The sequence below is a fragment of the Deinococcus hopiensis KR-140 genome (genome assembly GCF_900176165.1).
GTDB classification, from domain to species: Bacteria; Deinococcota; Deinococci; order Deinococcales; family Deinococcaceae; genus Deinococcus; species Deinococcus hopiensis.
In genome coordinates this window covers 2,799,246-2,821,704 of the sequence record NZ_FWWU01000009.1, presented here as the reverse complement: position 1 = coordinate 2,821,704, position 22,459 = coordinate 2,799,246, and the positions used below count along the sequence as shown (strand labels likewise).

The window sequence follows — 22,459 nt, the reverse complement described above, 5'->3', positions numbered from 1 at the left end:
TCGCTTTCAGGATAGAGGCGGGGCCGCCTGTCGGCCTTCGCCGGATGGCTGACCCAGCCCCTCTGTCCGCCCCTGTGCCGACCGGACCCAGCCGGGAACGAGGCTCCACGCCGCGAGCAGGGCCAGCGCGGCCATGCCCCACAGGGCGAGGAGGGCCGCCGGTTGTCTCAGGAAGACGCAGCCCAGCAAGAAGGGCACGCCGGGCGCCGTCGCGGCGCGCATGGACGCGTTCAGCACCACCCCACGGGCCGGACCAACTGGGTCACGCGCCGCCAGGTGCGCCAGCCGCAGCGCCACGAGGGCGAGCAGCGCGGCGAGCAGCGTCACGGCCCCCACCCAGGGCGGGGTCAGGGGCGCAGGCCGGGTCAGCGTATACAGGCCGCCCAGCGGCAGGCCGGGCGCGGCGAGGGCCAGCAGGGCAAGGGCCTGCGCCCGCCGCGCAGCCCGCGTCAGGTCGGCGTGGGAAGGGCCGCGCAGGTCGCGGGCCAGGGCCTCAAGCATCGGTGGGCGGGGCGCTGGCGGTCAGGGGAGAGAGGACTTCCACGACGGCCGGGATGCCGCCCACCTCAACTTCCTGCCCGGGAAGCAGTTCCTTGCGCAGCCGGGCGAGGCTCAGGCCAGCTGCGTGCTGCCCGGTCTGGCCCACCACCTTGCCGCCCTGGGTGACCTCAGCATGGTCCGGCAGGCCCTGGCCCACCAGCCGGGCGAGGTGGTACCGGGCGTTGCCGCGCGCTTCCAGCCGGGCCATGATCTCCTGACCCACGTAGCAGCCCTTGCGGTAGCTGATGGCGGGCAGGGGACCACCCACGTCCAGTCCGATCTCCTGCGGCAGGGTGCCCAGAAGGCCGTCGCGCACCACATCGGGAATCCCGGCTGCGATACGGGCAGCGTCCAGTTCGTCCAGCGGCCGCTCCTCTCCACCCAGCGCCGCCAGCACCTCGGCCTCATGGGCGGCAAGGAAATGCAGGTCCAGGCCCCGTGTCCCGGTCCGGTTCACCCGCCCGGCGAGCACCGTGCCGCTCCCCAGTTCCAGGCGCTGCACGTCCCCGCCCGCCGCGTTCCAGCCGGGCAGCGCGCCCTCCTGCCAGAGGTGGACGCTCCGCAGCGTGTCCGTCACGTCCCCCACCTCCACCTGATCGAAGATGATGTACCGCCGCAGCCGGCCTGCCAGTCCCTGCGCCTGCCCGGCGTCGAGGTGCAGGTACACGTCGGCCTCCCGCTTGTAGGCGCGGGCGAAGAATTCGATCTGGCCGCGCACGTTCAGAAAGGCGCAGGGCACCATACCGGGGGCCGGGGCGGCCTTGAGGTTGTTCGTCATCTGCCCCTGGACGAAATCCACCCGGTCCGGGCCAGTCAGGCGCAGGGCGCTGGAAGGAAGGCGGGTCCACATGGAAAGCAGGGTACGGGAAAAGGAGCAGGCGGTGGGTGGCGCGGGGTACACGCCGCTTCGCGCCTGTCCTCAGTCGCTCGCGAGCGCCAGTTCCCGCCGGGCCAGCTGCGCTTCCCGCGTCAGGTGCCAGCGCAGCAGGTCCGAGGTGGCCTCGCGGACAATCGCTTCCGCTCGGGGCAGGGCGGCGCGGCGGCTCTGCAGGTTGCGGCTCACGATGGCCGTCAGGTCGTCGAGGTTGTACAGGTGCGCGCCGGGGACCTCACCGATATTGGGATCGAGGATGCGCGGCACGCTGATGTCGATCAGAAACATGTCGCGCTCCGGACGCTGACCCAGGGCCGCCGCCACGCCCGCCCCGTGCAAGACGTAATGGGGCGCGGCGCTGGAGGCGATCACCACGTCGGCTTCGGGGAGGACCTCGTGCAGGTACTCGGCGGCGCACGCGCGGCCCCCCAGCTTCTCGGCGAGTTGCCGGGCACGTTCGGCGGTGCGGTTGACCACGATCACCTCGCCCACCCCCGCCGCGCGCAGGTGCGTCAGGGTCAGCTCGGCCGTCTCGCCCGCGCCGAGGATCAGGGCCGTGCGCCGCTTCAGGTCCCCCAGCGCTGCTTGCGCGAGTTCGACGGCGGCGCTGGATACGCTGACCACCTTGTCGCTGAGGCCGGTCTCGAACCGCACACGCTTGCCGGCCGCGAGGGCGCCCTGGGCCACCTTGTTCATCAATGTGCCCGACAGCCCGCGCGCACTCGCCGCCTGCCACGCCCGCTTGACCTGCCCCTGAATCTGCGTTTCGCCGATCACCAGGCTGTCCAGGCCCGCCGCCACCCGGTAGAGGTGGGCCACCGCGTCCTCGCCCGTATGCACGTACAGGTGCCCGTCCAGACCGTGTCCCCATGCCCCCTCGAAGGCGCTGACCGGATCGCCCTCGATACCGGAGAGGTACACCTCGGTGCGGTTGCAGGTCGCCAGCAGCGTAACTTCGCGGGCGTGCCGGGCCAGGTGGGTCAGCAGGGCGTCTTCCTCGCCGGGACGGACGGCGGCGCGCTCGCGGACCTCGACGGGCGCGGTCTGGTGGTTGAGACCCACGACGGCAAAGTCCAGTGGCGCGGGCGGCAGGGCCAGGCCACGCGAGAGCAGGGCGCGGGCAGTGGGGCAGGCGAGGGTCATGCGGCTCCTTCTGCAGGCAGGCCGAGGGCGGCGCGGATCTCGGCCCGCAGCGCCGCGAGGGACCGTTCCCGCTCTGCGTGGGGCAGGGGCAGGGCCGCCGCGCGGCGGGTGCTCCAGGCCTCCACCGCTTCCGGTGAGGGCAGCAGCGCCCCGATCCGTTCGCCGAGCGCCTGCGCGAGCAGCGGCAGATCGCGCCCGGTACCGACGGCCACCTGCAACGTGCCCCGGCGCGTAACGGCCGGAAAGCGCAGGTTGCCCCGACCCGCGTCGCCCGCGTGGTTGACGAGGGCTCCATACGCGCGGGCTTCGGCCACCACGGTGTCGTTTACGTCGGCGTTGCCGGTGGCAGCCACGACGAGACGCATGCCCCGCGCGTCGCCAGGCTGGTAGGGGCGGTCCTCGGCCTGCACCCGCAGGGTGGCAAAGTCGGGATGCAGGGCCGGGGCGACCACGCGCACCTGCATCCCCGCGTCCAGCAGCGTCCGGGTGCGGCGCAGCGCCACCCCTCCGCCCCCCACGACAAGGGCCGGTTCACCGCGCAGATTGAGGAGGGCCGCCAGACTCATGGAGCAAAGCATAGCGCGGACCCCCCGGGGCGGGCGTCCCCTACCGAACGGTCAGAAGTGCGTGGAGGACGAAGTTTCCCTCGCCACTCAACCCGTCGGGGAAACCCGCCGCACATCGTCCAGCGAGGCCCCGAACAGCTGCAGGAAGGCCGCCGCCACCAGTGGATCGAAGTGCCGTCCCGCCTCGGCGCGAATAATCTCCAGCGCCTCCGACACCGGGCGCGCCGCGTGGTAGGGCCGCACGTTGGTAAGGGCGTCGAAGACGTCCACCACCGCGAAGATGCGCGCGAGCAGCGGAATGGCCTCGCCCCGCAGCCGGTCCGGGTAGCCTGCGCCGTCCCAGCGCTCGTGGTGGGAGCGGATCACCCCCAGCACGTCTCCCGATACGCTGGGAATGCGCCTGACCAGCGCTTCGCCGGTCCGCACGTGTTCTTGCACGAGCAGGCGTTCCGCGGGAGTGAGGGGGCCGGGTTTGAGCAGAATCTCGTCGGGCACGCTGAGCTTGCCGATGTCGTGCAGGTACGCTCCCTGCCGGAGGGTGTCGAGGTCCCCCAGCGAGAGGTGCAGGGCGCGGCCCAGACGTTCGGCGAGGGCCACGGTGCGCTCGGTGTGGCCGCGCGTTTCGTAGTCCCGGGCTTCGAGGGCCAGCCCCAGGGCGAGCAGCGCGCCCTCGCGGGCCGCGACGGCCTGGGCCGCCTGCGCGATGCGCTCCAGGGTCACGGTGCCGGTGTTGGCGAAGGTGGCGAGCAGCGTCTCGTCCCGCAGGGAGAAATCCGGGGCGACCCGACCCACCGCCAGGACGCCCAGCAGCTGTCCCCCCGTCGTCCGCAGTGGGGCGAACAGCAGGAACTGGTCCGGCGCGCCGGGCTGCCGGACCGCACCTGGCGGAATCGCGTCGCGGTGAACGCGCAGCACGGGCGTGGGGGCGTCGGTGGCCCGCCACGACAGGCCCTGCCCGCGCGGCAGCACGACGCCGAGTTCCCGCGCGTGCTTTCCGGCCTGCGCGGTGACGCACAGATCGTCTTCGGCAGGCCGGTACCGCAGGAAAGAGGCGTAGCGTACCGCCAGCAGCTTGACGCTGAGTTCGGTGAGTACCACCTCGACTTCTCCGGCACTGGTGGTGGCGAGCAGGGCCCGGCTGAGTTCCAGCAGCGCGGCGAGGTCAGCGGCTTCCGCGACCTCCGGCCGGTGCCCCTCCCGTTGCTCCATGCCTTCAGTCTGACAGGTTCACTTTCCCCGCGCGCCAAGCCTGCCGTGAAACCAGGGTCTGGGTACGGCTCAGTTCCCGTCCGCTCGTTCCGCCGCGAGCATCCCCGCCGCCTCGGCCAGCGCTTCCAGCGTCGCCTCCCGCGCCACCGTGACGCGGGAAAAGCCCGCCGCCCGCGCCGCCACCGCCGTCTGCGGTCCCATTGCCGCCACGTTAAAATCTGTCCCGGCGAGCGCCGCCAAGTGGCGGGCCGCACTGCCTGAGGCGAGCGTCACCACGTCTGCCCCCCGCAATTCCGCACGGGCCTCCTCATCCAGTTCGGCCGCCTCGGTGCGGTACAGTTCTGCGCGCTCGTACCGCAGGCCCCGCGCTTCCAGGCCCCGTTGCAACTCGCCTTCCGCCGCCTGACTGGTCAGGTGCAGGGTCGCCGCTCCTGGCTGGGTGGGCAGTTCGGCGGCCAGGTGCCGCGCGCCTGGGATGGAGGGTACGAAGTCGGCCCGCACCCCACGTTCGGCCAGCGAACGGGCCGTGCTGGGGCCCACCGCCGCGATCCGTACCCCGGCCAGATGCCGCGCGTCCCGTCCGAGCCGCTCCAGATGCTCAAACAGCGCCGTGACCGCCTGATTGCTGGTGAGCAGCAGCCAGGCCACACCGCCGAGATCACGCAACCGGGCGTGCAGGGCCGCTTCGTCCCCCGTCTGTGCAAAACGGATCAGGGGCACCTCCAGCACCCGCGCGCCCCGCTCGCGCAGCAGCCCGGACAGGGCGCTGTTTCCCTCGCGCGTTCGCGTCACCGCCACGGTCCGGCCCGCCAGGGGCCCTCTCGGTTCAGTGCTGCCCGGCGCCTCGAACCAGCGCAGCGTTTCTCGCAGCCGCACCACCTCGCCCACCACCGTTACGGCGGGGGCTTCCAGCCCGGCCTCGCGCACCCGCTCGGCGATGGTTTCCAGCGTGCCCGTGGCCACCCGTTGCCGCTCGGTGGTGCCCCACTGGATTGTAGCTGCGGGCGTTCCGGGGGAGCGTCCCGCCGCGATCAACTCGGCGCTGATCCCCTCCAGGTTCCGCACGCCCATCAGCAGCATCAGCGTGTCCACCCCCGAGAGCTTCTCGTACTGCGCGCTGCCCTCCTTCGTGTTGCCCGTCAGCACCGCGAAGGAGCGGGCCAGTTCGCGGTGGGTGACGGGAATGCCCGCGTAAGCAGGGGCAGCGATGGCGCTCGTCACGCCGGGGACGATCTCGAAGGGTACCCCCGCCTCCGCGCACGCCTCGGCCTCCTCGCCGCCGCGTCCGAACACGAACACGTCGCCACCCTTGAGCCGGGCCACGCGCTTGCCGCCGCCTTCCAGCGCCTTGGCCACCAGCAGGGCGTTGATCGCCTCCTGGCTGATGTACTCCGAAAAGCCCTTCTTGCCCACGTAGATCGTCTCGGCACCGGGGCAGTGGCGCAGCAGTTCGGGATTGGCGAGGTAGTCGAACAGCACCACGTCGGCCCCGCGCAGAGCCTGGGCTCCCTTAAGGGTAAGGAGCCCCGGGTCGCCCGGCCCCGCGCCGATGAGAGAGACGAAGGCGCGGGAGGAGGTGGGGGAAGGGTCGGCGGTCATGGACCCAAGCTAGCGGGCGGCGGGGGGGACATATGCGGGGTGGGCGTCGTCAACCCCCCAGCCCACACCGCTTGTTCTGCTCCCACCATATCCTGACTGCATGACCGCGCCCGCCGAAAACGCTCCACACATTCACCTGCCGGACGGCTCCTGCTGCGGACCACGCAAATTCGCGCACCTGCACCAGCACACGCAGTACAGCCTTCTGGACGGCGCGGCCAAGCTCAAGGACCTCCTCAAGTGGGTCAAGGAAGTCACGCCCACGGACCCCGCCTGTGCCATGACGGACCACGGCAACATGCACGGCGCGGTGCACTTCTACAACTACGCCACCGGCATGGGCGTCAAACCCATCCTGGGCTACGAGGCCTACGTGGTGCCCGGCATCGGCACCCGGCGCGACAAGAAGCCCGGCGTCAGCGGTGAGAAGGGCATCTTCCACCTTACCCTGCTCGCCCGTGACTTCGGGGGCTATCAGAACCTCTGCCGCCTCAGCTCGCGCGGTTACACCGAGGGCTACTACTACAAGCCGCGCATCGACCACGAACTGCTTCGGGAGCACCACAAGGGCGTGATTGCCTTTTCCGGCTGCCTGGGCAGTGAAGTGCAGCAGCTGCTGTTGCAGGGCCGCGAGGACGAGGCCAAGCAGCGCCTCCTGTGGTACCGGGACCTTTTCGGCGAGAACTACTTCATCGAAATTCAGGACCACGGCCTGGCCGAGCAGCGGAAGAACAACCCCATTCTCAAAGCGTGGGCGCAGGAACTCGGCATCGGTCTGGTGGCGACGAACGACGGTCACTACGTCAAGAAGACGGACGCCACCGCCCACGAGACGCTCCTCGCCATCCAGACCAAGGCGACGCTGGCCGACGAGAACCGCTTCAAGTTTCCCTGCGACGAGTTCTACGTAAAGGGCCTGGACGAGATGCAAAAGGCCCTGCCGGTGGCCGAATGGGGCGAGGAGCCGTTCGACAACACCGCGCACATCGCCTCCATCTGCAACGTGGACCTGCCCGTGGGCAAGAAGCGCGTGTACCAGATGCCCGCCCTGCCCATCCCCGAGGGGCGCACGATGGCCGAGGAACTGCGCGTGCAGACGTACCGGGGCACGGTCAAACGCTACCCCGGGCACGCCACCGAGAATCTGCTGCGCGACTACGCCGTGCGCTCGCTGGAGGCGTTGGGACAGGCAGACGCGGCGAGGGTGATCGCCCGTGTGAACGGTTGCGACGCCCGGACCTGCGACCTCGAAACGCTGCTTACCCTGCTCGCCTTCATGGGCTCTGAGTGGGAGGCGCGCGGCAAGGCGGCGGGAGAGAAGTACACGCCCTACCCGGCGCTCGAACAAATGGAGGCGGAAGCCGAGGCGGGAACGCTGCCCGCCTCCGCCCACGGGGACTGCCGCAAGGCCCGTCAGAAGGACGGCGGCACGAGCATAGAAACCGGTCCCCCCGATGAGGAAACCACCCGCGCGCACCATAGGCACGCCCTGGTCATCTTGCGGCGGGCCGAGTACGAGCTGTCGGTCATCAACAACATGGGCTTTCCCGACTACCTGCTGATCGTGGCGGACTACATCAACTGGGCCAAGGACCGCGACATCTCCGTGGGGCCAGGGCGCGGTTCGGGCGCAGGCTCGCTGGTGTGCTACGCGATGCGGATCACCAACCTCGATCCCCTCGAATTCGACCTGCTGTTCGAGCGCTTCTTGAACCCCGACCGCATCTCCATGCCGGACCTCGACATCGACTTCAACGACGCGCGGCGCACGGAAGTGATCGGGTACGTGCAGCAGAAGTACGGCGACGACAAGGTCGCCATGATCGCCACCTTCGGAACGATGGCGTCCAAGGCGTGTCTCAAGGACGTGGCCCGCGTGATGGGCCTGGAATACGCCAAGGTGGACAAGGTCTCCAAGCTCATCCCCATCAAGTTCGGCAAGTCGTACTCGCTGGAACAGGCGCGCGAATCGGTGCCTGACATCGCCCAGATGCTCGCTGAGGACGCCCAGCTCCTCGAAGCCTATGAATTCGCGCAGAAGCTCGAAGGGCTGACCCGCCACGCTTCCGTCCACGCGGCGGGGGTGGTCATCGGGCGCGAGCAGCTCACCGACCTCGTGCCCATCATGCGCGACAATTCCGGTGAGGGCGTGGTCTGCCAGTACGACATGAAGGCCGTGGAAGACATCGGCCTGATCAAGATGGACTTCCTGGGCCTGCGGACCCTGAGCTTTCTGGACGAGGCCAAGCGCATCCTCCGGGAGTCCGGCACCGACTTTGAGGCGCGGTACAGCACCTTCGACCACATCCCCTTTGACGACGAGAAGACGTTCGAGTTGCTGTCGCGCGGCGACACCAAGGGGGTGTTCCAGCTGGAAGGCGCAGGGATCTCGGACGCTTCCCGCCGCCTCAAGCCCCGGCGCTTGGCTGACATCATTGCCCTCTCTGCGCTCTACCGCCCCGGTCCGATGGAAAACATCCCGACGTATGTGCGCCGTCACCACGGCGCCGAAGAAGTTGACTACGTCAAGGACGGCTTTCCCAACAGTGCCCGCTGGCTGGAAAAGATTCTGGAAGAAACCTACGGCATTCCCGTTTACCAGGAGCAGATTATGCAGATCGCTTCCGAGGTGGCCGGGTTCTCACTGGGCGGCGCCGACCTGCTGCGCCGCGCAATGGGGAAAAAAGACGCCGAGGAAATGAAGCGTCAGCGGCAAATCTTTGTGGATGGCGCGGAAAAGAATGGCGTGCCCAAAGAAGAGGGGAATAAGTTATTCGATTTGCTGGACGCATTTGCGAACTATGGGTTCAATAAATCACATTCGGCAGCTTACGGTGTAATCACCTACCAAACGGCCTGGCTCAAAGCCAACTACCCCGTTGAATTCATGGCCGCCCTCCTTACCGTCGAGAGGCGGGATTCCGATAAAGTCGCTGAGTATGTCAGCGACGCCCGGAAGATGGACGTGCGGGTACTGCCGCCAGACATCAACCGTTCGGCCCCTGACTTCGCCGTACAGGGCGAGGAGATCCTCTTCGGCCTGTACGCCATCAAGGGCCTGGGCGAAGCCGCCGTGCAGAAGATTCTGGAGGAACGGCAACGGGCGGGGGCCTTTAAGTCGCTGGCCGACTTCTGCTCTCGCCTCGGGAACAAGGTGTGCAACCGCAAGGCGATGGAAAGCCTGGTCAAGTCCGGGGCCTTTGACCGCTTCGGCGAGCGCTGCCAGCTGATGGAAAGCCTCGAAGAAGCGATGGTCTGGGCGCAGGGAACGGCGGCACTGGCGAACAGCGGCATGGACGCCCTTTTCGGCGCGCAGGAAGTCGCGCCCGAGCCGAAGCTGCGCCAGAACGTCACGCCCTACACGGACCTCCAACGCCTCGCGATCGAGAAAGAAGCCCTGGGCCTCTATATCTCCGGCCACCCACTGGAGCAGCACGAGGGACTGCGCGAGGCGGCGAGCTGCCGCATCTCTGACCTCGACGCCTGGTTCACCACCCAGAACGTCGCGCCTGGCAAGCGGGTCAAGGCCGTGCTGGCGGGCATGATCGAGAGCGTGGTCAAGAAGCCCACCAAGTCGGGCGGCATGATGGCCCGCTTTATCCTCGCCGACGAGTCGGGGCAAACGGAGCTGGTGGCCTTCTCGCGCGCCTATGACCGGATTCAGGAGAAGCTGGTCAACGACACCCCTGCCCTCGTGATCGTGGAGCTGGAATCCGAGGACGGCGGCCTGCGGGCGATTGCCGAGGAAGTCGTCAGCGTGGAGCAACTGGCCGAGGTGCCCAAGGTCATGTACGTGACCATCGATCTGGAAACGGCGACGCCCGACGCCGTGAGCGACTTCCAGAGCATCCTCGACGAGCACGCCGGGGCCATGCCCACCTACCTGCGCCTGGAAACGCCCGAGCAGTTCGTGATGTACCAGCTCGATCACGGTATGGGCAGTCCCGAGGCCATCCGCGCGCTGAACGCCACCTTTCCCTGGGCCAGCGCCTACCTCGCCTACGACCAGGGGACCATCCTGGGCCGATTCGCGCCCAAGCCCCCAGCGTGGATGAACAAGGGCCGGGGAATGCAGGCTTGAGCGGAGTCCCAGCCCTGAAGGATGAGGCGGGTCTTTACCGTCAGCTTCTGCTGAGCGGCCTGATCACACCCCAAGACGTCGTGGCCTGGGCAGACCGCCAGATTCTGAACCTGGGGGCATTGCCGGAGGCGCTGGTGGACCTCAGCCTTTCGGGCGGCCACCGAGAAAGGATATTGACGGCGCTGGGTGAACTGGGGCCGCGGGAGTTGAGCGAAGCGGGTTTCGGGCTTTACGCGGCCTGGCTGCTCTCGTTGCTGCGGGCGGAACCGGCCCAGTTGTTTTTTGTTACCCGCGCCCTGCACCGCCTGGCGTGTCAGGACGAGGCGCCGAAGGGCGTCAAGGACAGGATCGATATGCTGGACGCCCAGCTGCATCTCGCCGCCAAACTGCCCTATATTCCCGTTTCCAAGGTGGAGGCCGAGGTGCGGAAGTTTCTGGAGGGCTGGGCCGGCCACGCTCCAACCGGCACCGAGCCCCAGCGGCCTCTGCGCCCGCCCGTTCAGTTTCCCCCTCATCTCGGAGGGAAGGTGCCTGATCCGGATTGACCCGAGCGGAGCGAGCAGGAAAAACGGGGACGGAGAGGAGCGCAATCGCCGAAGCGGAGGGGATGGAACGGATGATCCGGGCGCCAGGTGAACCAGCGGCAGCGGCGCAGTAATTTCATCCGAGTGGGTGGATGGGGCGCGCAGCAAGCGGGAAGGAGCGAAATAGACTTCAGCCCGTGTCATCAGGGTTCCGGTGAATCAGTTCCTTCACAACTGATTCACCGAGCGGAGGCAGCCGGAAAAACGGCGACGGAGAGGAGCCGAATCACCGAAGCGAAGGGAACGGATGATCCGGAAACCGTATGGGGTGACCGCCCACCTCACCCTCACCTCCCTTGAACAGAAGCCAAGCGCAGAAGCATGAAAAAAGCGCGGACCCCCTCCTCCCTGCCCTACGCGAATTGATTTTTCATCAGCATGATCTTCAGCTCGTGTGGGCTGGTGGCCGACTGAATGGCCTCTTCCTGGGTCATCAGCTCCTGGGTCACAAGTTCGGCGAGGTGCTGGTCGAAGGTGTGCATCCCCCGCGCGCCGCCTTCCAGCAGGGCCTGCTTGATTTCGTCGATGCGGTCCGGGTCCTTGATGCAGTCGCGGACCGTCGGTGTGCCCAGCAGCACCTCCATCCCCAGCACGCGGCCCCCACCCTTGCGCGGCAGCAGGCGCTGGGAGACGATGCCGACGATGCTCTCGGAAAGGCCGAGGCGGATCTGCTCGCGCTCGTGGGGCGCGAAGAAATCGATGATGCGGTTGACGGTGCGTACGGCGTCTTGGGTATGCAGGGTAGAAAACACGAGGTGACCCGTCTGCGCGGCAGACAGGGCGGCTTCCACCGTTTCCTTGTCGCGCATCTCGCCGATCAGGATCACGTCGGGGTCCTGACGCATGGCGGCGCGCAGCCCGGCGGTGAAGCTGAGGGTGTCCTGGCCCAGTTCCCGCTGCGAGACCATGGCCTTCTTGTCGCGGTGCAGCACCTCCACGGGGTCTTCGAGCGTCACGATGTTCACGGCGGAGGTGGCGTTGATGTGGTCGATCAGCGAGGCCAGCGTGGTGGTCTTGCCCGAGCCGGTGGGACCGGTCACCAGCACCAGCCCACGCTCCTGAACGGCCAGATGCTCGAAGGTGGGGATGGGGAGGCCCAGGTCCTCGAAGGAGGGAATGGCCTTGTCCTCGATCACGCGCATAATCAGCCCGACCGTGCCGCGCTGAAAGTAGGCATTGACGCGGAAGCGGGCCAGGCCCGCGATGCCGTAGGCGAAGTCGGCGTCGCGGCGGGCCATGAAGTCTTCCCACTGGCCAGGGCGGTTCATCATTTCCTGGGCGAAGGCCTGGACGTGTTCTGGGGTCAGCCGGTCCTCACCGAAACGGGTGATCTCGCCGTTGACGCGGGCAGCGGGCGCGCTCCCAGGCCGCAGGTGGATGTCGCTCGCTCCCGTCTTCACCATGAATCCGAGTAATGCCTGTAAGACGCTCATCGCCTTAAACTCTAGTTCAGCGCGTCTTACAACTTTGCAGCATGGTGGGGGTTATCCCGGGGTTCTTCCTCTGCGGCCCTCAGCCTCTCGCCGTTGATCCTCGGTTCAACCCGGCTGGGCGAGGTGCGCCGTGCTCAACGCTCGCCGCGCAGCCGCCGCGTTTCGAGATCGGCATGTTGGGTCAGGTAACGCAGCCATGCCTTGGGGGTCAACGGGCCCAGGCCGTTGTGTTCCACGGTGGTGCCCCCAGCGGGCGGGGCAGCGTGAAGCTGGCGCGCGAGGTCCACCGTCTGCGAGCGCGTTTGCGAGAGGACATCCTGCAACTCGCGCAGCGTCGCGCCCGCCCCGGGCTTGTAGGGGTGGTGCTCGTCGCGCACGTACCCGCGCTGCCCCAGGGCGACCCGCAGGCGATTCTGGCCCCAGCGCTCGATGCCAATCACGTGGGTGAGGACCGCCCGGTTCGCGCCGGTGTCCGCCGCCCGAGCGGCCCGTCCAGCCAGCCGCAATCCGGCGCGTTCGAGCCGCTGGCCGAGGTCGGCGTAGCTCAGGCGTTCAGCGGGGCGCTCCAGCGCCTGCCCCACAAAAAAGCCCTTCACCTCGTCACCCCGGTGGCGGACCACATATACGGTTCCCGCCGCGACGCCCACGGTGGCCGCCGTGACGAGGACCGGAACGAACACCTTGCTGCGCTTGGTCATGAACCGAGTGTAAAACAGGCCAGGGGCACCGGGCACATGGCGCTTAACCCTCGCCCATCTCCTCCAGGGTCGGCTTGCGCGTCTGATTGGGGGTGGGTTCGGGAAAGGAGGGGTTGGCCTTGCGCCCGGGCCCGTGCGGGTGGGTTCGGGCGTCCACCCCATATTCTTGCTCGCTCCGCAGCTTGTAGCGCGTGACCTTGGCGGGAATGCCCATGGCGATACCGTGGGGCGGAATATCGCCGCGCAGCAGGGCGTGGGTGGCGAGCATGGCGTCGTCGCTGACCACGCTGCCCGCGAGGATGGTGGCGTGGTAGGTGACGCGCGCGCCTCGCCCGATGACCGTTTTGCGCAGCGTGACGTCGGGGCCGTCCAGCACCGAGTGCGTGTGGCTGTAGATGTTCACGTAGTCGCTGACCGACGCGCCGTCGTGCAGCTCAATGCCGCCGATGTCGTCGAGCAGGACGTGCCGATGGATAACCACGTCGTCGCCGACGTCCATGTTGTAGCCCACCGAGAACTCCACGTTCTGCCAGCATTTGAAGTTGCGGCCCACCCGCCTGAAGATGTGCCCGGCCAGGATGCGGCGCATTGGAATGCCGGTGACCGGGTTTTGCCCGAACGGCGTCAGGTCCAGGTTCTTCCACAGCCACAGCAGCGGCTTGACGGCGCCGAACTTCGCCTCGTCCGTCGCCATGTAGTACTCGGCCTCAAAGGTGACGTTGCGGGCGTCGAGATTCAGCGCGGCCATCGGCGCGTCCACGAGGAGCTGCGCGTACTCACGGCCATACATCACTTCGGCCAGCACGTCCCTCACCAGCCTGTACCGGTCCGTGGCCGGGTCGGCCAGACGGGTCTCCAGCTGCCCCAAAAAGTCGCTGAACGCCTCCTGCGCGTTCTCGTCGATGCCCACCGGCTTCAGCCACGTCACGCCGGCCACTGTAGCGCTTAAAGCACTTTCCAAAAAGAGATTGTCTTGCCGCTGCCTGCGGGATGGCCGTTTACGCGCCGGGTTCCTGCTGATCGCGGACCGTGCGGACGGGCGGCACGCGGGGCAGGTCACCGGGTACCGTCACCCCGTAGCCCAGCTCGCGCGCCGACTCGGCGGTGGCGTCCAGCACCTCCGCTCCCGGCAGCGCGAGGAGTTCGAGGTGCCGCACCCCGGCGCGGCGCAGGTCGGTGTCGAGGTCGCTGCCCGCAAAGGCGTCTTCCCCCCGCGCCCGCACCCGCAGGTCGCGTTCCTCCACCCGGAAGTCGGGATGGTGCACCCAGCCGCGAGAAAAGGTCTCGCCGAGGGTCCCGGGCGCGCCGTCCCACTGCACGTGCACGATCACCTGCCCCACCGCGCGCGCCGCCTCCACCCGCATCCGCCACAGGCGTGCCACGGCCCGCTCGTCCGGCCGGGACTCCAGATGATGGCGCTGCGTGGTCAGCAGCACGAGCGCTGTCGAGGGGTTGTTCATGGGTGACAGCTTAACCGGCGCTGTCTTTCGCGGCTCTTCCAGAAGGGAAGGGGCGCTCAGTCCAGCTTCATGCTCATGATGCTCGATCCGGCGTCCACATACACCGTCTGGCCGGTCACGCCGCTGCCCAGGTCCGAGAGCAGGAAGAGCGAGAGCTTGCCCACCTCCTCGGGCGTCGCGTTGCGGCCCAGGGGCGCGCTGGCGGCGGCCTTCTCGTACATCGTGCCGAAGCCGGGAATGGAGCGCGCGGCAATGGTCCGCATCGGTCCGGCGCTGACCGTGTTCACCCGGATGCCCGCCCCGCCCAGTTCGGCCGCGAGGTAACGGGTGGCGGCCTCCAGCGCCGCCTTCGCCACGCCCATCACGTTGTACTTGGGCACCACCTTCTGGGAGGCGTGGTACGTCAGGCTGATGATGGAGCCGCCCGAGCGCAGCAGGGGCTCGGCATGCCGGGCGGTGCTGACCAGCGTGTAGGCGCTTACCGTGAGGGCCGTGTTCCAGTCCTCAGGCGTGGTGTCCACGAAGCGGCCTTCCATGGCGGATCGCGGCGCAAAGGCGATGGAGTGAACCAGGTAGTCCAGGTGCCCGAACTCTTCCTTCACGCGGCCGAAGAGGGACGTCAGGTCTTCTTCCACTGTGGCGTCGGCCTGCTGGGACCACACGCCTTCGCGGCCCACCAAGAGCTTGTCGAGTTCGGGTTTCAGGCGCTCACCCTGGTAGGAAAAGCCCACCTGACAGCCCGCTGCGAGGAGTTGTTCGGCGATGGCCCAGCCGAGGCTGCGGGCGTTGGCGACGCCCATCACCAGGGCGGTCTTGCCGGAAAGGTCCACTGTTACGCTCATGAGGGCGACTGTAGCAACGCGGCGGGGAGCGATGTTGAAGCGGGTGCAAAAGGGGAGACCTTAAGGCGTGATGGGGGTGACCCCCGGTGGGGGATTGACGCGTCAGAATCTGGTGAGAGATGAAACGCGATACTGCCTCCCTGATGCTGCTGCATGCCCCGGTGCTGTCCCTGCCGCACGCGTTCACCACGCGTTCGGGTGGCGTTTCTACCGGTGTTTACGCCGCGTCTACTGAAGGCGGTCTGAACCTCGATGACCGTGAGGACGATCCCCGGGCCGTGGCCGAGAACCGCCGCCGACTGACGCAGGCCCTGGGCTTCGGGCCTGAGCGGGTGGCCCGGCTGAACCAGGTTCACGGCCTGGAGGTGCGGGAGGCCCGCCCCGGGGTGCAGGAGGGCGACGCGCTCGTCTCGGCCCAGGCCGGGCTGCTGCTCGCCATCGGCACGGCCGACTGCTTTCCCGTGCTGCTCGCCGACGAGGCGGCGGGTGTGGTGGGCGCGGCGCACGCAGGCTGGCGCGGCACACTGGGGCGGATTGCGGCGCGGACCGTGGAGGCGATGGTGGCGCGCGGAGCAGACGTGGCCTGCATTCGCGCCGCCGTTGGCCCCGGCATCTGCGGCGAGCGTTACCCGGTGGGAGGTGACGTGGCGCGGCAGTTTCGGGAAGCCGGGCTGGGCGCCCACGTGCTGGAGCGGGACGGTCAGCCCCACCTTGATCTCGCGGGGGCCAACCGGACTGCCCTGCTGGAGGCGGGGCTGAGCCCCGAGTCCATCTGGCTCAGCGGGCGCTGCTCCACCGAACCCGACTTCTACTCGTACCGGCGAGACGCGGGGCGCACGGGGCGGATGTGGGCCGTGATTGGCCGGCCTGTGCCTGCCGCCCGGACCGGAGACCAGGCGTGAGCCTGCTGCGCCCGGCGGACGTGCTGGACCACGTGCGCGCCATCACCCCCGAGTTTCTGGCGGCGCGCGGACTGCGCGGGCTGCTGCTGGACCTCGACAATACGCTGATTCCCTACGGCAGCTACGAGGAGCGCGCGGACGTGATGACCTGGGCCGCCGAACTGCGCCGCGCGGGTACCCGGATGTACCTGCTCAGCAACGCCACGACTTCGCGCGCCCGCTTCTGGCTGGAGCGGCTGGGCTTTGAAGGCGTCGGGATGGCGGGCAAACCCCATCCCCGGTCCTTTCGGCAGGCGCTGGAGCGGATCGGCCTGCCCGCGCACCAGGTGGGGATGGTGGGCGATCAACTATTCACCGACGTGCTGGGTGGCAACCTGTCAGGGATGCACACCATCCTCGTGCGTCCCCTGGCCGTCAATGCCCTGCCGCACACCCGCGCGGCCCGGCGGCTCGAACGCGCGGTCTTGAAACGCTACGGCCACGACTGGAGAACCTGAGGTGGACGCCCTGAAGTTCGGCCAGCCGCACCCATCACACCTGCACAGACTTTGGCAGCGCATACGGAGGACATGAAGTGGCTCTTTCCATCGGTGACCGGCGCCTGGGCGCCATCTTGCTCGAACAGGGGTACGTGAGCGACACGGACCTGCAAAAAGCGCTGGTGCGCCACGCCGAAGTTGGCGGGCGACTGGCCGACATCCTGATCGATTCCGGCCAGGTGGCCGAAAAGCGCATTGCCCGCGCCATCGAGGAATCGCTGGGCATTCCGCTTGTCAACCTGCTCGTCGTGATCCCCGAGGCCCAGGCGCTGGCGGCGGTGCGGGCGCAAACGGCGATGCAGATGCAGGCGTTTCCCTTTGCCCTCGAGAACGGCACCCTGCGCGTGGCGCTCGTCGATCCCCTGTCAAACGCCGCCATTGAGGCGCTGGAAGACGACAGTGGTCTGGAGATCGAGCCGTACCAGGCGCTGCGCGAGCACGTGCAGTGGTCGCTCGCCACCTACTACCCCGAACTGGGGCTCACCCCGGTCACGCCCGCGGAGGCCAGCGAGGACCGGCGCGGCTTCAGTTCCTTCGGGCAGATTGTGCTGGGCAAGGGCCTGCTGACCGAGGCGCAGCTGCAGGAGGCCGTCGAAGCGCAGCAGCAGAGCGGTGAGGGGCTGGAGGCGGTCCTGGTGGCGCGGGGGCTGCTGACCGAAGACCAGCTGTACGAGGTGCTGGCCGAGCAGGCCGGCGTGCCTTACCTCAGCGTGCCGGGGAGCGTTCATCCCGGTGAGGACGTGCTGGGCAGCATGCTGCGTGCCGACGCGCTGCGGCTCTCGGCGGTGCCCCTCGAGGAGACCCCGCAGGGGCTGTCGGTGGCAGCCTCCGATCCCCGCCGCCGGGAGGACATCGAGGCGCTTGTCGGGCAGCCGGTCAACCTCGTGCTGGCCAAGCCCCGCGACGTGGAAGCGCTGATCGAACGTTACTACCCGCAGCGCGTGCGTCTGGGCGAGCAGATGGTCCAGCAGGGCACCCTGACCCGGGCGCAGCTGCGCGAGGCGCTGCAGGTGCAGGCGCGTGGCGGCAAGGTCAAACCGCTCGGCGAGGTCATCGTGGAGCTTGGCTTTTCCACGGTGGACGAGATCGACACGGCGCTGCGCAAGCAAAACACCGGGGGCGGCCGCCTGGAAGACACGCTGGTGCAGTCGGGCAAGCTCAGCCAGGAGATGCTGGCGCGGTCGCTCGCCACGCAGCTGGGCTACGAGTACCTCGATCCCGTCCAGAACCCGCCTGACGCCCAGGTGGCCCTGCTGATTCCGGAGGCGACGGCACGGCGTTACGTGGTCGTGCCGGTGCGGATGCAGGGCAGTTCGCTCGTGGTTGCGATGAAAGACCCGCGCAACGTGTTCGCGCTCGACGACCTCAAGCTGCTGACCGGGCGCGACATCGTTCCGGCCGTGATGTCCGAAAAGGACATCGTGCGCCTGATCGAGCGTTATTTCGGCAGCAAGGACATGGCGAACCTCAACCAGCGCTTGGTGGCCGAGAGCAAGAGCCGTGAGGCGCAAAAGGAAGCCGAGATCGACCTCTCCGCGGGGCTCGACGACAACGCCGTGGTGCGCGTGGTGGACAACCTGATCCGCGAGGCCGCGCTGCAAGAAGCGTCCGACATCCACATTGAGCCCACCCAGACCTCCTTGCGGGTGCGTTACCGGGTGGACGGTGCGCTGCGCGAGCAGCCCGAGTTGCCCAAGGGCAGCGCCCAGAGCGTCTTGGCGCGCATCAAGATCATGGGCAACCTCGACATCGCCGAGCGGCGTATTCCCCAGGACGGCCGCGTGCGCTTTCGCAAGGGCAGCATCGATATGGACCTGCGCCTGAGCACGCTGCCCACGGTGTACGGAGAAAAAGCCGTGATGCGCCTCCTGCAAAAGGCCGAGAACATTCCCGAAGTCGAGCAGCTCGGCTTCTCGGGCCACAACTTCCAGCGCTACCTGGACGTGATCGACCGGCCCAACGGCATCTTTCTGGTGACCGGGCCCACGGGTTCGGGCAAGTCCTTTACCAGCTTTTCGACCTTGAAGCGCATTGCCAAGCCGGAAAAGAACACCTCGACCATCGAAGACCCCATCGAATACGAGATCCCGGGCATCGTCCAGTCGCAGGTGAACATGGCGGCGGGCATGACCTTCGCCCGCGCGCTGCGCGCCTTTCTGCGGCAGGACCCCGACATTATCTTCGTGGGCGAGATTCGCGACGCCGAGACGGCCAAGATCGCCACCGAGGCGGCGCTGACCGGTCACCTGGTGCTGGCGACGCTGCACACCAACGACGCCCCCGGCGCGATCACCCGTCTGGAGGAGATGGGCGTGGAGCACTTCAACATCGCGGCCTCGGTGGCGGGCGTCTTGGCCCAGCGGTTGGTGCGCCGGGTGTGCACCGAGTGCAAGCAGCCCACCAACGCCGACCCCGAGGTGCTGCGGCGCCTGGGCGTCAATGAAGCCGAGGTGCGCGGCGCGACGCTGATGCGCGGCTCGGGCTGCGCCCGCTGCGGCGGTACCGGCTACAAGGGCCGTATGGGCATCCACGAGCTGATGGTGATCGACGAGCCGCTGCGGCGCGCCATCGGGGCCGGCAAGACGGCCGCCGATTTGCGCGACGTGGCCATCGGGGAAAGCAACATGCGGAGCCTGCGCCAGGACGGCATCGAAAAGGCGCTCACGGGGATCACCACCCTGGAGGAAGTGCTGGCTGTGACGAGCAGTTAAGGGTTGGGGAGGCACAATGAAATTCGCTTCCCTCACCTGCCCCGTTTCCTGCCCGCTCCCCGTTCACGTCTTCGCCCCACCTTTCCCCGGAGGACCCCCATGACCCAGCCCGGCCCCGACATCACCGACATCCTGCGTTACGCCGCCGAGAAGGGCGCGTCCGACGTGATTCTCACCGTGGGGCTGCCGCCGCAGTTCAAGCTGCACGGCGTGTACGAGACGGCCGGTTCACCGCCCCTGACCGGGACCGAGACGCGCAAGCTGATGTACTCCATGATGAACGAGCGCCAGCAGCGCATTTTCGAGGAAAAGCGTGAACTCGACTTTTCCTTCGCCCTTGGTGAGAAGGCCCGCTTCCGCGTGAACACCTTTATGCAGCGCGGCTATGTGGGCGGAGTGATGCGTCTGATCCCCACGCAGATCAAGAGCGCGCAGGAGATGGGCCTGCCGCAGCAGGTCATCGACATTGCCAACTCGCCGCGCGGCCTGGTGCTGGTGACCGGCCCAACGGGTTCGGGCAAGAGCACCACGCTGGCCGCGATGATCGATTACATCAACGCCAACCGCAAGTTGCACATCGTGACCATCGAAGACCCCATAGAGTTCATGCACGTGCACAAGGAAAGCATCATCAACCAGCGCGAGATCGGCGCGGACACAATGACGTTCAGCGACGCCCTGCGCGCCGTGCTGCGTCAGGCCCCCGACGTGATCCTGGTGGGCGAGATGCGTGACTACGAGACCATCAAGGCCGCCGTCACTGCGGCTGAGACGGGGCACCTCGTGATGGGTACCCTGCACACCAACTCGGCTCCCGAATCCATCGACCGCATCGTGGACGTGTTTCCTGAAGAGCAGCAGGAACAGATTCGCGTGCAGCTCGCCAACAACCTCGTCGCCGTGATGACCCAGCAGCTCCTCCCGCGTGCCGACGGCCCTGGGCGCGTGCTGGCCTACGAACTCCTGATCGCCAACCCCGCCGTGAGGGCGCTGATCCGCGAGGGCAAGACTTTCCAGATCGTGTCCACCATGCAGACCGGCGCGCGCGAGGGCATGGTTACGATGGACGCCTACATGGCCAACCTCTACCGCCGCCGCATCATCTCCTACGACACCGGCGTGTCGCGCGCGGTGGACCCCAAGGAATTCGCCCGCCTCGCCAACGATCCCAGCGCGGGCACGGGTGGAGCCTCGTATACGGCCCCCGCCGCTGCCCCAGCCCAGCCGCAGGCGAACTACGGCGCGGGAGGCCGGGACGGCACGGGCCGCGCCGCGCCCGCAACGGGCTCCACGCCGCCCCTCGGGCGACGTTGAGGACAGACCTCGCCTGTGGTGGGTGGTGGCTGCGCCACGGCCAGACCGGGTGGCCCGCCACGTTGACCGCATTGGGTCGCCGGCAGGCCGGCACCCCCGCGAGGGTGCCGCTATCTGGGCCTGTGGAGCGCGCTCCTGCCGGGGTTGGCCGAGGTGGCCGGGCTGCTTGAATCCGAGCGGCAGGCCCACTTTCCTGCGTTTGGCGCTGCCCGGGCGCAGGACAAGTACCGCGCTCCCTTTCCCAGGGGCGAGAGCTGCGAACCGGCCTCGCCCCTGGGTTCGCCATGCATTGGAATGGATCGCGGACGACGGGCCCGGGGACGTACCGGCCGTGCCGTACGGGATGACGGGCAGACTGCTGCGGGCGCACCTGCTCGGCCTCTTGCCGGACGAGGTGATGCGCGCCCGTCACCCCCAGGACACGGTCTACCCGGCGCGAGGCGGAGGACTGAGCGCACTTCCGAACCTCATCGACAGGCCCTGACGCTGGTGTTGTCGATGCTGTCCCCGGCCCGCTACCGCAGCGCCCCCACATCCACCGACGCCGTGAGGTCCCCGGTGCTGGCCCCGGTGACGACGAGGGCCTGCGGCGTGACCCGAATGCTGCTGAGACGCAACGGGCCGGCGTGGCCGAGGAGTTGCACCCCGGGCGCGGGCGTAAAGGGCAGCCTGGCCTGAACCTGCGCCCGCACTTTCGCCAGCCTGGGGGCCAGGTCGAAACGCGCTGCGCGGGTCAGGTACGCCTGCGCCCGCTCGTCGGCCAGCCAGCCGATCACCCGCCCGGTTAGACCCTCGCGCCGGGTGGTAACGGTAACGCCGCCCAGCGTGACGAGGTGCCCACTTGCGTCCACGGTGGGCGTTCCGGTCACGTCGGCCGTGGCCCGTACGCTCAGGCCCAGGGGACCCGAGATCACCACGCCGACGGCGACGTTGAGTTGGCTTCCCCGGGGCGAGACGACCACCCGGCTCACCCTCAGGGTGGGGGAGAGGGGCACCGCCAGCGTGAGCGTTTGCTGGGTCGCACGGCGGGAAGCCAGGTCCGACAGTTCGGCGTAGGGCAGGCGCACGGGAACCTGAAGGTCCACGCCCGAGGCTGGCAGGGGGGCGATCTTCAGCGGGGGCAGGGGCGTGGGCGGGGACGCCTGCACCTGCCCCAGCCCTGCCGAGAGGTCGAGGGCGGCTCCCACCGTCAACTTCAGCGCTTCCGGGGTAAAGCGGAAGGGCGTGACCGTCAGGCTGCGGGGCAGGACGCGGGCGTAGGTGGGCTCGGCCAAGGGCAGCGTCCAGGGCTGCTGCACCCGCGCCCACAGGGTTCCGGCCCGTCGCCGCAGATCTGCACCTTCCCGTACCGCCCGCGCCACGTCCGCTGCCACCCGGTCGAGTTGTGCCCGGACCTGTCCGTCCACGAGCGACTGCACGCTGACTTTCACGCCCTGCCCCAGGTCCACACTCAGCGGATCGGTCCAAGTGTACGTGCCGCTCACCCCCACGTCTGCCTCCCAGTCAGGCGTGACGGTGGGCCTCACCCGCAGGCGGATCACGGCGCTGCCGCCGAAGTCGCGGGCCAGGGCCTGACCGAGCCCAGCGGGTTCGGCGCGGAACTTGGCCGTGATGGGCACGCTGAGGGTCAGGCCGTCACCTTCTGGGGTGGGCTGCACGCTGACGTGCGCGGCGCGCGTGACTGTGCCGGTAAGGCGCGCACTCAGCAGGCCGCCCAGGAAGGTGCGCGTCTCTTCCAGCCGGGCGAACTCGGAGGGCACGCGGGCGTTGGCCGCTGCCTGCACCCCGGCGAGGGGTACGGTGACGGGCAGGGTAATGGTGGAGAGGGCTCCAGCAGGAGGGGCAGTCATCAGCGCAGAGAGCAGGGCGGGCAGGAGGAGGCGTCGCATGGCGTCTGGCCCAGGCTAGCGGGGCCGAATGAGGGGGAGCGCATGAGACGAGGTACGCGGCTATCCGAAACCGAG

19 protein-coding genes are annotated in these 22,459 nt (G+C 68.3%); 7 read left to right on the top strand and 12 right to left on the bottom strand.

Annotated elements, in window-relative coordinates; genetic code table 11:
- Positions 1-6 precede the first annotated feature (6 nt).
- The 6 genes from B9A95_RS27115 to cobA all read right to left on the bottom strand — a co-directional run bounded on the left by B9A95_RS27115 (position 7) and on the right by cobA (position 5,931).
- Positions 7-501, bottom strand: a complete 495-nt coding sequence (locus tag B9A95_RS27115; RefSeq protein WP_139807002.1) for a hypothetical protein — start codon at positions 499-501, stop codon at positions 7-9.
- Positions 494-1,390: a CAF17-like 4Fe-4S cluster assembly/insertion protein YgfZ gene (gene ygfZ / locus B9A95_RS27110; RefSeq protein WP_084051013.1), complete on the bottom strand. Its 897-nt coding sequence runs from the start codon at positions 1,388-1,390 to the stop codon at positions 494-496. Before ygfZ ends, B9A95_RS27115 begins: the two co-directional genes overlap by 8 nt.
- A gap of 69 nt (positions 1,391-1,459) precedes the next feature.
- Positions 1,460-2,557, bottom strand: a complete 1,098-nt coding sequence (gene hemA / locus B9A95_RS27105; protein ID WP_084050198.1) for a glutamyl-tRNA reductase — start codon at positions 2,555-2,557, stop codon at positions 1,460-1,462.
- On the bottom strand, positions 2,554-3,123 hold the full coding sequence (locus B9A95_RS27100) for a precorrin-2 dehydrogenase/sirohydrochlorin ferrochelatase family protein (protein ID WP_245808512.1): 570 nt from the start codon (positions 3,121-3,123) through the stop codon (positions 2,554-2,556). Before B9A95_RS27100 ends, hemA begins: the two co-directional genes overlap by 4 nt.
- Positions 3,124-3,210: 87 nt before the next feature.
- Complete coding sequence (locus B9A95_RS27095) at positions 3,211-4,332, bottom strand: HD domain-containing phosphohydrolase (RefSeq protein WP_084050193.1); 1,122 nt, start codon at positions 4,330-4,332, stop codon at positions 3,211-3,213.
- A gap of 69 nt (positions 4,333-4,401) precedes the next feature.
- The gene (cobA, locus tag B9A95_RS27090) at positions 4,402-5,931 is read right to left on the bottom strand and encodes a uroporphyrinogen-III C-methyltransferase (protein WP_084050191.1); all 1,530 of its coding nucleotides are present in this window, start codon (positions 5,929-5,931) and stop codon (positions 4,402-4,404) included.
- 100 nt (positions 5,932-6,031) lie between these two features.
- Between cobA and dnaE the strand changes: the two genes are divergently transcribed.
- Positions 6,032-10,012: a DNA polymerase III subunit alpha gene (gene dnaE, locus B9A95_RS27085; protein WP_084050189.1), complete on the top strand. Its 3,981-nt coding sequence runs from the start codon at positions 6,032-6,034 to the stop codon at positions 10,010-10,012.
- Positions 10,009-10,557, top strand: coding sequence for a hypothetical protein (locus B9A95_RS27080; RefSeq protein WP_084050186.1), 549 nt, complete (start codon positions 10,009-10,011; stop codon positions 10,555-10,557). The genes dnaE and B9A95_RS27080 overlap by 4 nt, the downstream gene beginning before the upstream one ends.
- Before the next feature lie 392 nt (positions 10,558-10,949).
- Here the strand turns inward: B9A95_RS27080 and B9A95_RS27075 are convergent, their stop codons facing one another.
- From B9A95_RS27075 to B9A95_RS27055, 5 genes are all read right to left on the bottom strand, one after another.
- Positions 10,950-12,029, bottom strand: coding sequence for a PilT/PilU family type 4a pilus ATPase (locus B9A95_RS27075; RefSeq protein WP_084050183.1), 1,080 nt, complete (start codon positions 12,027-12,029; stop codon positions 10,950-10,952).
- A gap of 134 nt (positions 12,030-12,163) precedes the next feature.
- Positions 12,164-12,727 carry a DNA-binding protein gene (locus tag B9A95_RS27070; RefSeq protein WP_084051012.1) on the bottom strand — a complete coding sequence of 188 codons (564 nt, stop codon included), beginning with the start codon at positions 12,725-12,727 and terminating at the stop codon, positions 12,164-12,166.
- Between the two features lie 43 nt (positions 12,728-12,770).
- Entirely contained in the window at positions 12,771-13,655 is an 885-nt protein-coding gene (locus tag B9A95_RS27065) for an acyltransferase (protein WP_084051011.1), read from the bottom strand.
- A 70-nt stretch (positions 13,656-13,725) separates the two neighbouring features.
- Positions 13,726-14,187: a cysteine hydrolase family protein gene (locus tag B9A95_RS27060; protein WP_084050180.1), complete on the bottom strand. Its 462-nt coding sequence runs from the start codon at positions 14,185-14,187 to the stop codon at positions 13,726-13,728.
- A gap of 56 nt (positions 14,188-14,243) precedes the next feature.
- Entirely contained in the window at positions 14,244-15,029 is a 786-nt protein-coding gene (locus B9A95_RS27055; RefSeq protein WP_084050177.1) for an enoyl-ACP reductase FabI, read from the bottom strand.
- Positions 15,030-15,148: 119 nt separating this feature from the next.
- On the opposite strand from B9A95_RS27055, the gene pgeF reads away from it, so the two are divergent.
- From pgeF to B9A95_RS34225, 5 genes are all read left to right on the top strand, one after another.
- On the top strand, positions 15,149-15,931 hold the full coding sequence (gene pgeF, locus B9A95_RS27050) for a peptidoglycan editing factor PgeF (protein WP_084050174.1): 783 nt from the start codon (positions 15,149-15,151) through the stop codon (positions 15,929-15,931).
- The gene (locus B9A95_RS27045) at positions 15,928-16,428 is read left to right on the top strand and encodes a YqeG family HAD IIIA-type phosphatase (RefSeq protein ID WP_084050171.1); all 501 of its coding nucleotides are present in this window, start codon (positions 15,928-15,930) and stop codon (positions 16,426-16,428) included. Before pgeF ends, B9A95_RS27045 begins: the two co-directional genes overlap by 4 nt.
- A gap of 77 nt (positions 16,429-16,505) precedes the next feature.
- Entirely contained in the window at positions 16,506-19,181 is a 2,676-nt protein-coding gene (locus B9A95_RS27040) for a type II/IV secretion system protein (protein ID WP_084050168.1), read from the top strand.
- A gap of 99 nt (positions 19,182-19,280) precedes the next feature.
- Complete coding sequence (locus B9A95_RS27035) at positions 19,281-20,495, top strand: type IV pilus twitching motility protein PilT (protein WP_084050165.1); 1,215 nt, start codon at positions 19,281-19,283, stop codon at positions 20,493-20,495.
- 343 nt (positions 20,496-20,838) lie between these two features.
- Positions 20,839-20,979, top strand: a complete 141-nt coding sequence (locus tag B9A95_RS34225; protein ID WP_170928784.1) for a hypothetical protein — start codon at positions 20,839-20,841, stop codon at positions 20,977-20,979.
- Positions 20,980-21,010: 31 nt separating this feature from the next.
- On the opposite strand, the gene B9A95_RS27025 is transcribed toward B9A95_RS34225, so the two are convergent.
- A complete protein-coding gene (locus B9A95_RS27025) occupies positions 21,011-22,384 on the bottom strand; it encodes a DUF4403 family protein (protein WP_084050160.1) in 1,374 nt (457 codons plus the stop codon).
- Positions 22,385-22,459 lie beyond the last annotated feature (75 nt).

Bases quoted from the DNA above. Each gene is read 5' to 3' on its own strand.
- B9A95_RS27115 (WP_139807002.1), bottom strand. From the start codon at position 501: ATGCTTGAGGCCCTGGCCCGCGACCTGCGCGGCCCTTCCCACGCCGAC.
- ygfZ (WP_084051013.1), bottom strand. From the start codon at position 1,390: ATGTGGACCCGCCTTCCTTCCAGCGCCCTGCGCCTGACTGGCCCGGAC.
- hemA (WP_084050198.1), bottom strand. From the start codon at position 2,557: ATGACCCTCGCCTGCCCCACTGCCCGCGCCCTGCTCTCGCGTGGCCTG.
- B9A95_RS27100 (WP_245808512.1), bottom strand. From the start codon at position 3,123: ATGAGTCTGGCGGCCCTCCTCAATCTGCGCGGTGAACCGGCCCTTGTC.
- B9A95_RS27095 (WP_084050193.1), bottom strand. From the start codon at position 4,332: ATGGAGCAACGGGAGGGGCACCGGCCGGAGGTCGCGGAAGCCGCTGAC.
- cobA (WP_084050191.1), bottom strand. From the start codon at position 5,931: ATGACCGCCGACCCTTCCCCCACCTCCTCCCGCGCCTTCGTCTCTCTC.
- dnaE (WP_084050189.1), top strand. From the start codon at position 6,032: ATGACCGCGCCCGCCGAAAACGCTCCACACATTCACCTGCCGGACGGC.
- B9A95_RS27075 (WP_084050183.1), bottom strand. From the start codon at position 12,029: ATGAGCGTCTTACAGGCATTACTCGGATTCATGGTGAAGACGGGAGCG.
- B9A95_RS27070 (WP_084051012.1), bottom strand. From the start codon at position 12,727: ATGACCAAGCGCAGCAAGGTGTTCGTTCCGGTCCTCGTCACGGCGGCC.
- B9A95_RS27060 (WP_084050180.1), bottom strand. From the start codon at position 14,187: ATGAACAACCCCTCGACAGCGCTCGTGCTGCTGACCACGCAGCGCCAT.
- B9A95_RS27055 (WP_084050177.1), bottom strand. From the start codon at position 15,029: ATGAGCGTAACAGTGGACCTTTCCGGCAAGACCGCCCTGGTGATGGGC.
- pgeF (WP_084050174.1), top strand. From the start codon at position 15,149: ATGAAACGCGATACTGCCTCCCTGATGCTGCTGCATGCCCCGGTGCTG.
- B9A95_RS27035 (WP_084050165.1), top strand. From the start codon at position 19,281: ATGACCCAGCCCGGCCCCGACATCACCGACATCCTGCGTTACGCCGCC.
- B9A95_RS34225 (WP_170928784.1), top strand. From the start codon at position 20,839: ATGACGGGCAGACTGCTGCGGGCGCACCTGCTCGGCCTCTTGCCGGAC.
- B9A95_RS27025 (WP_084050160.1), bottom strand. From the start codon at position 22,384: ATGCGACGCCTCCTCCTGCCCGCCCTGCTCTCTGCGCTGATGACTGCC.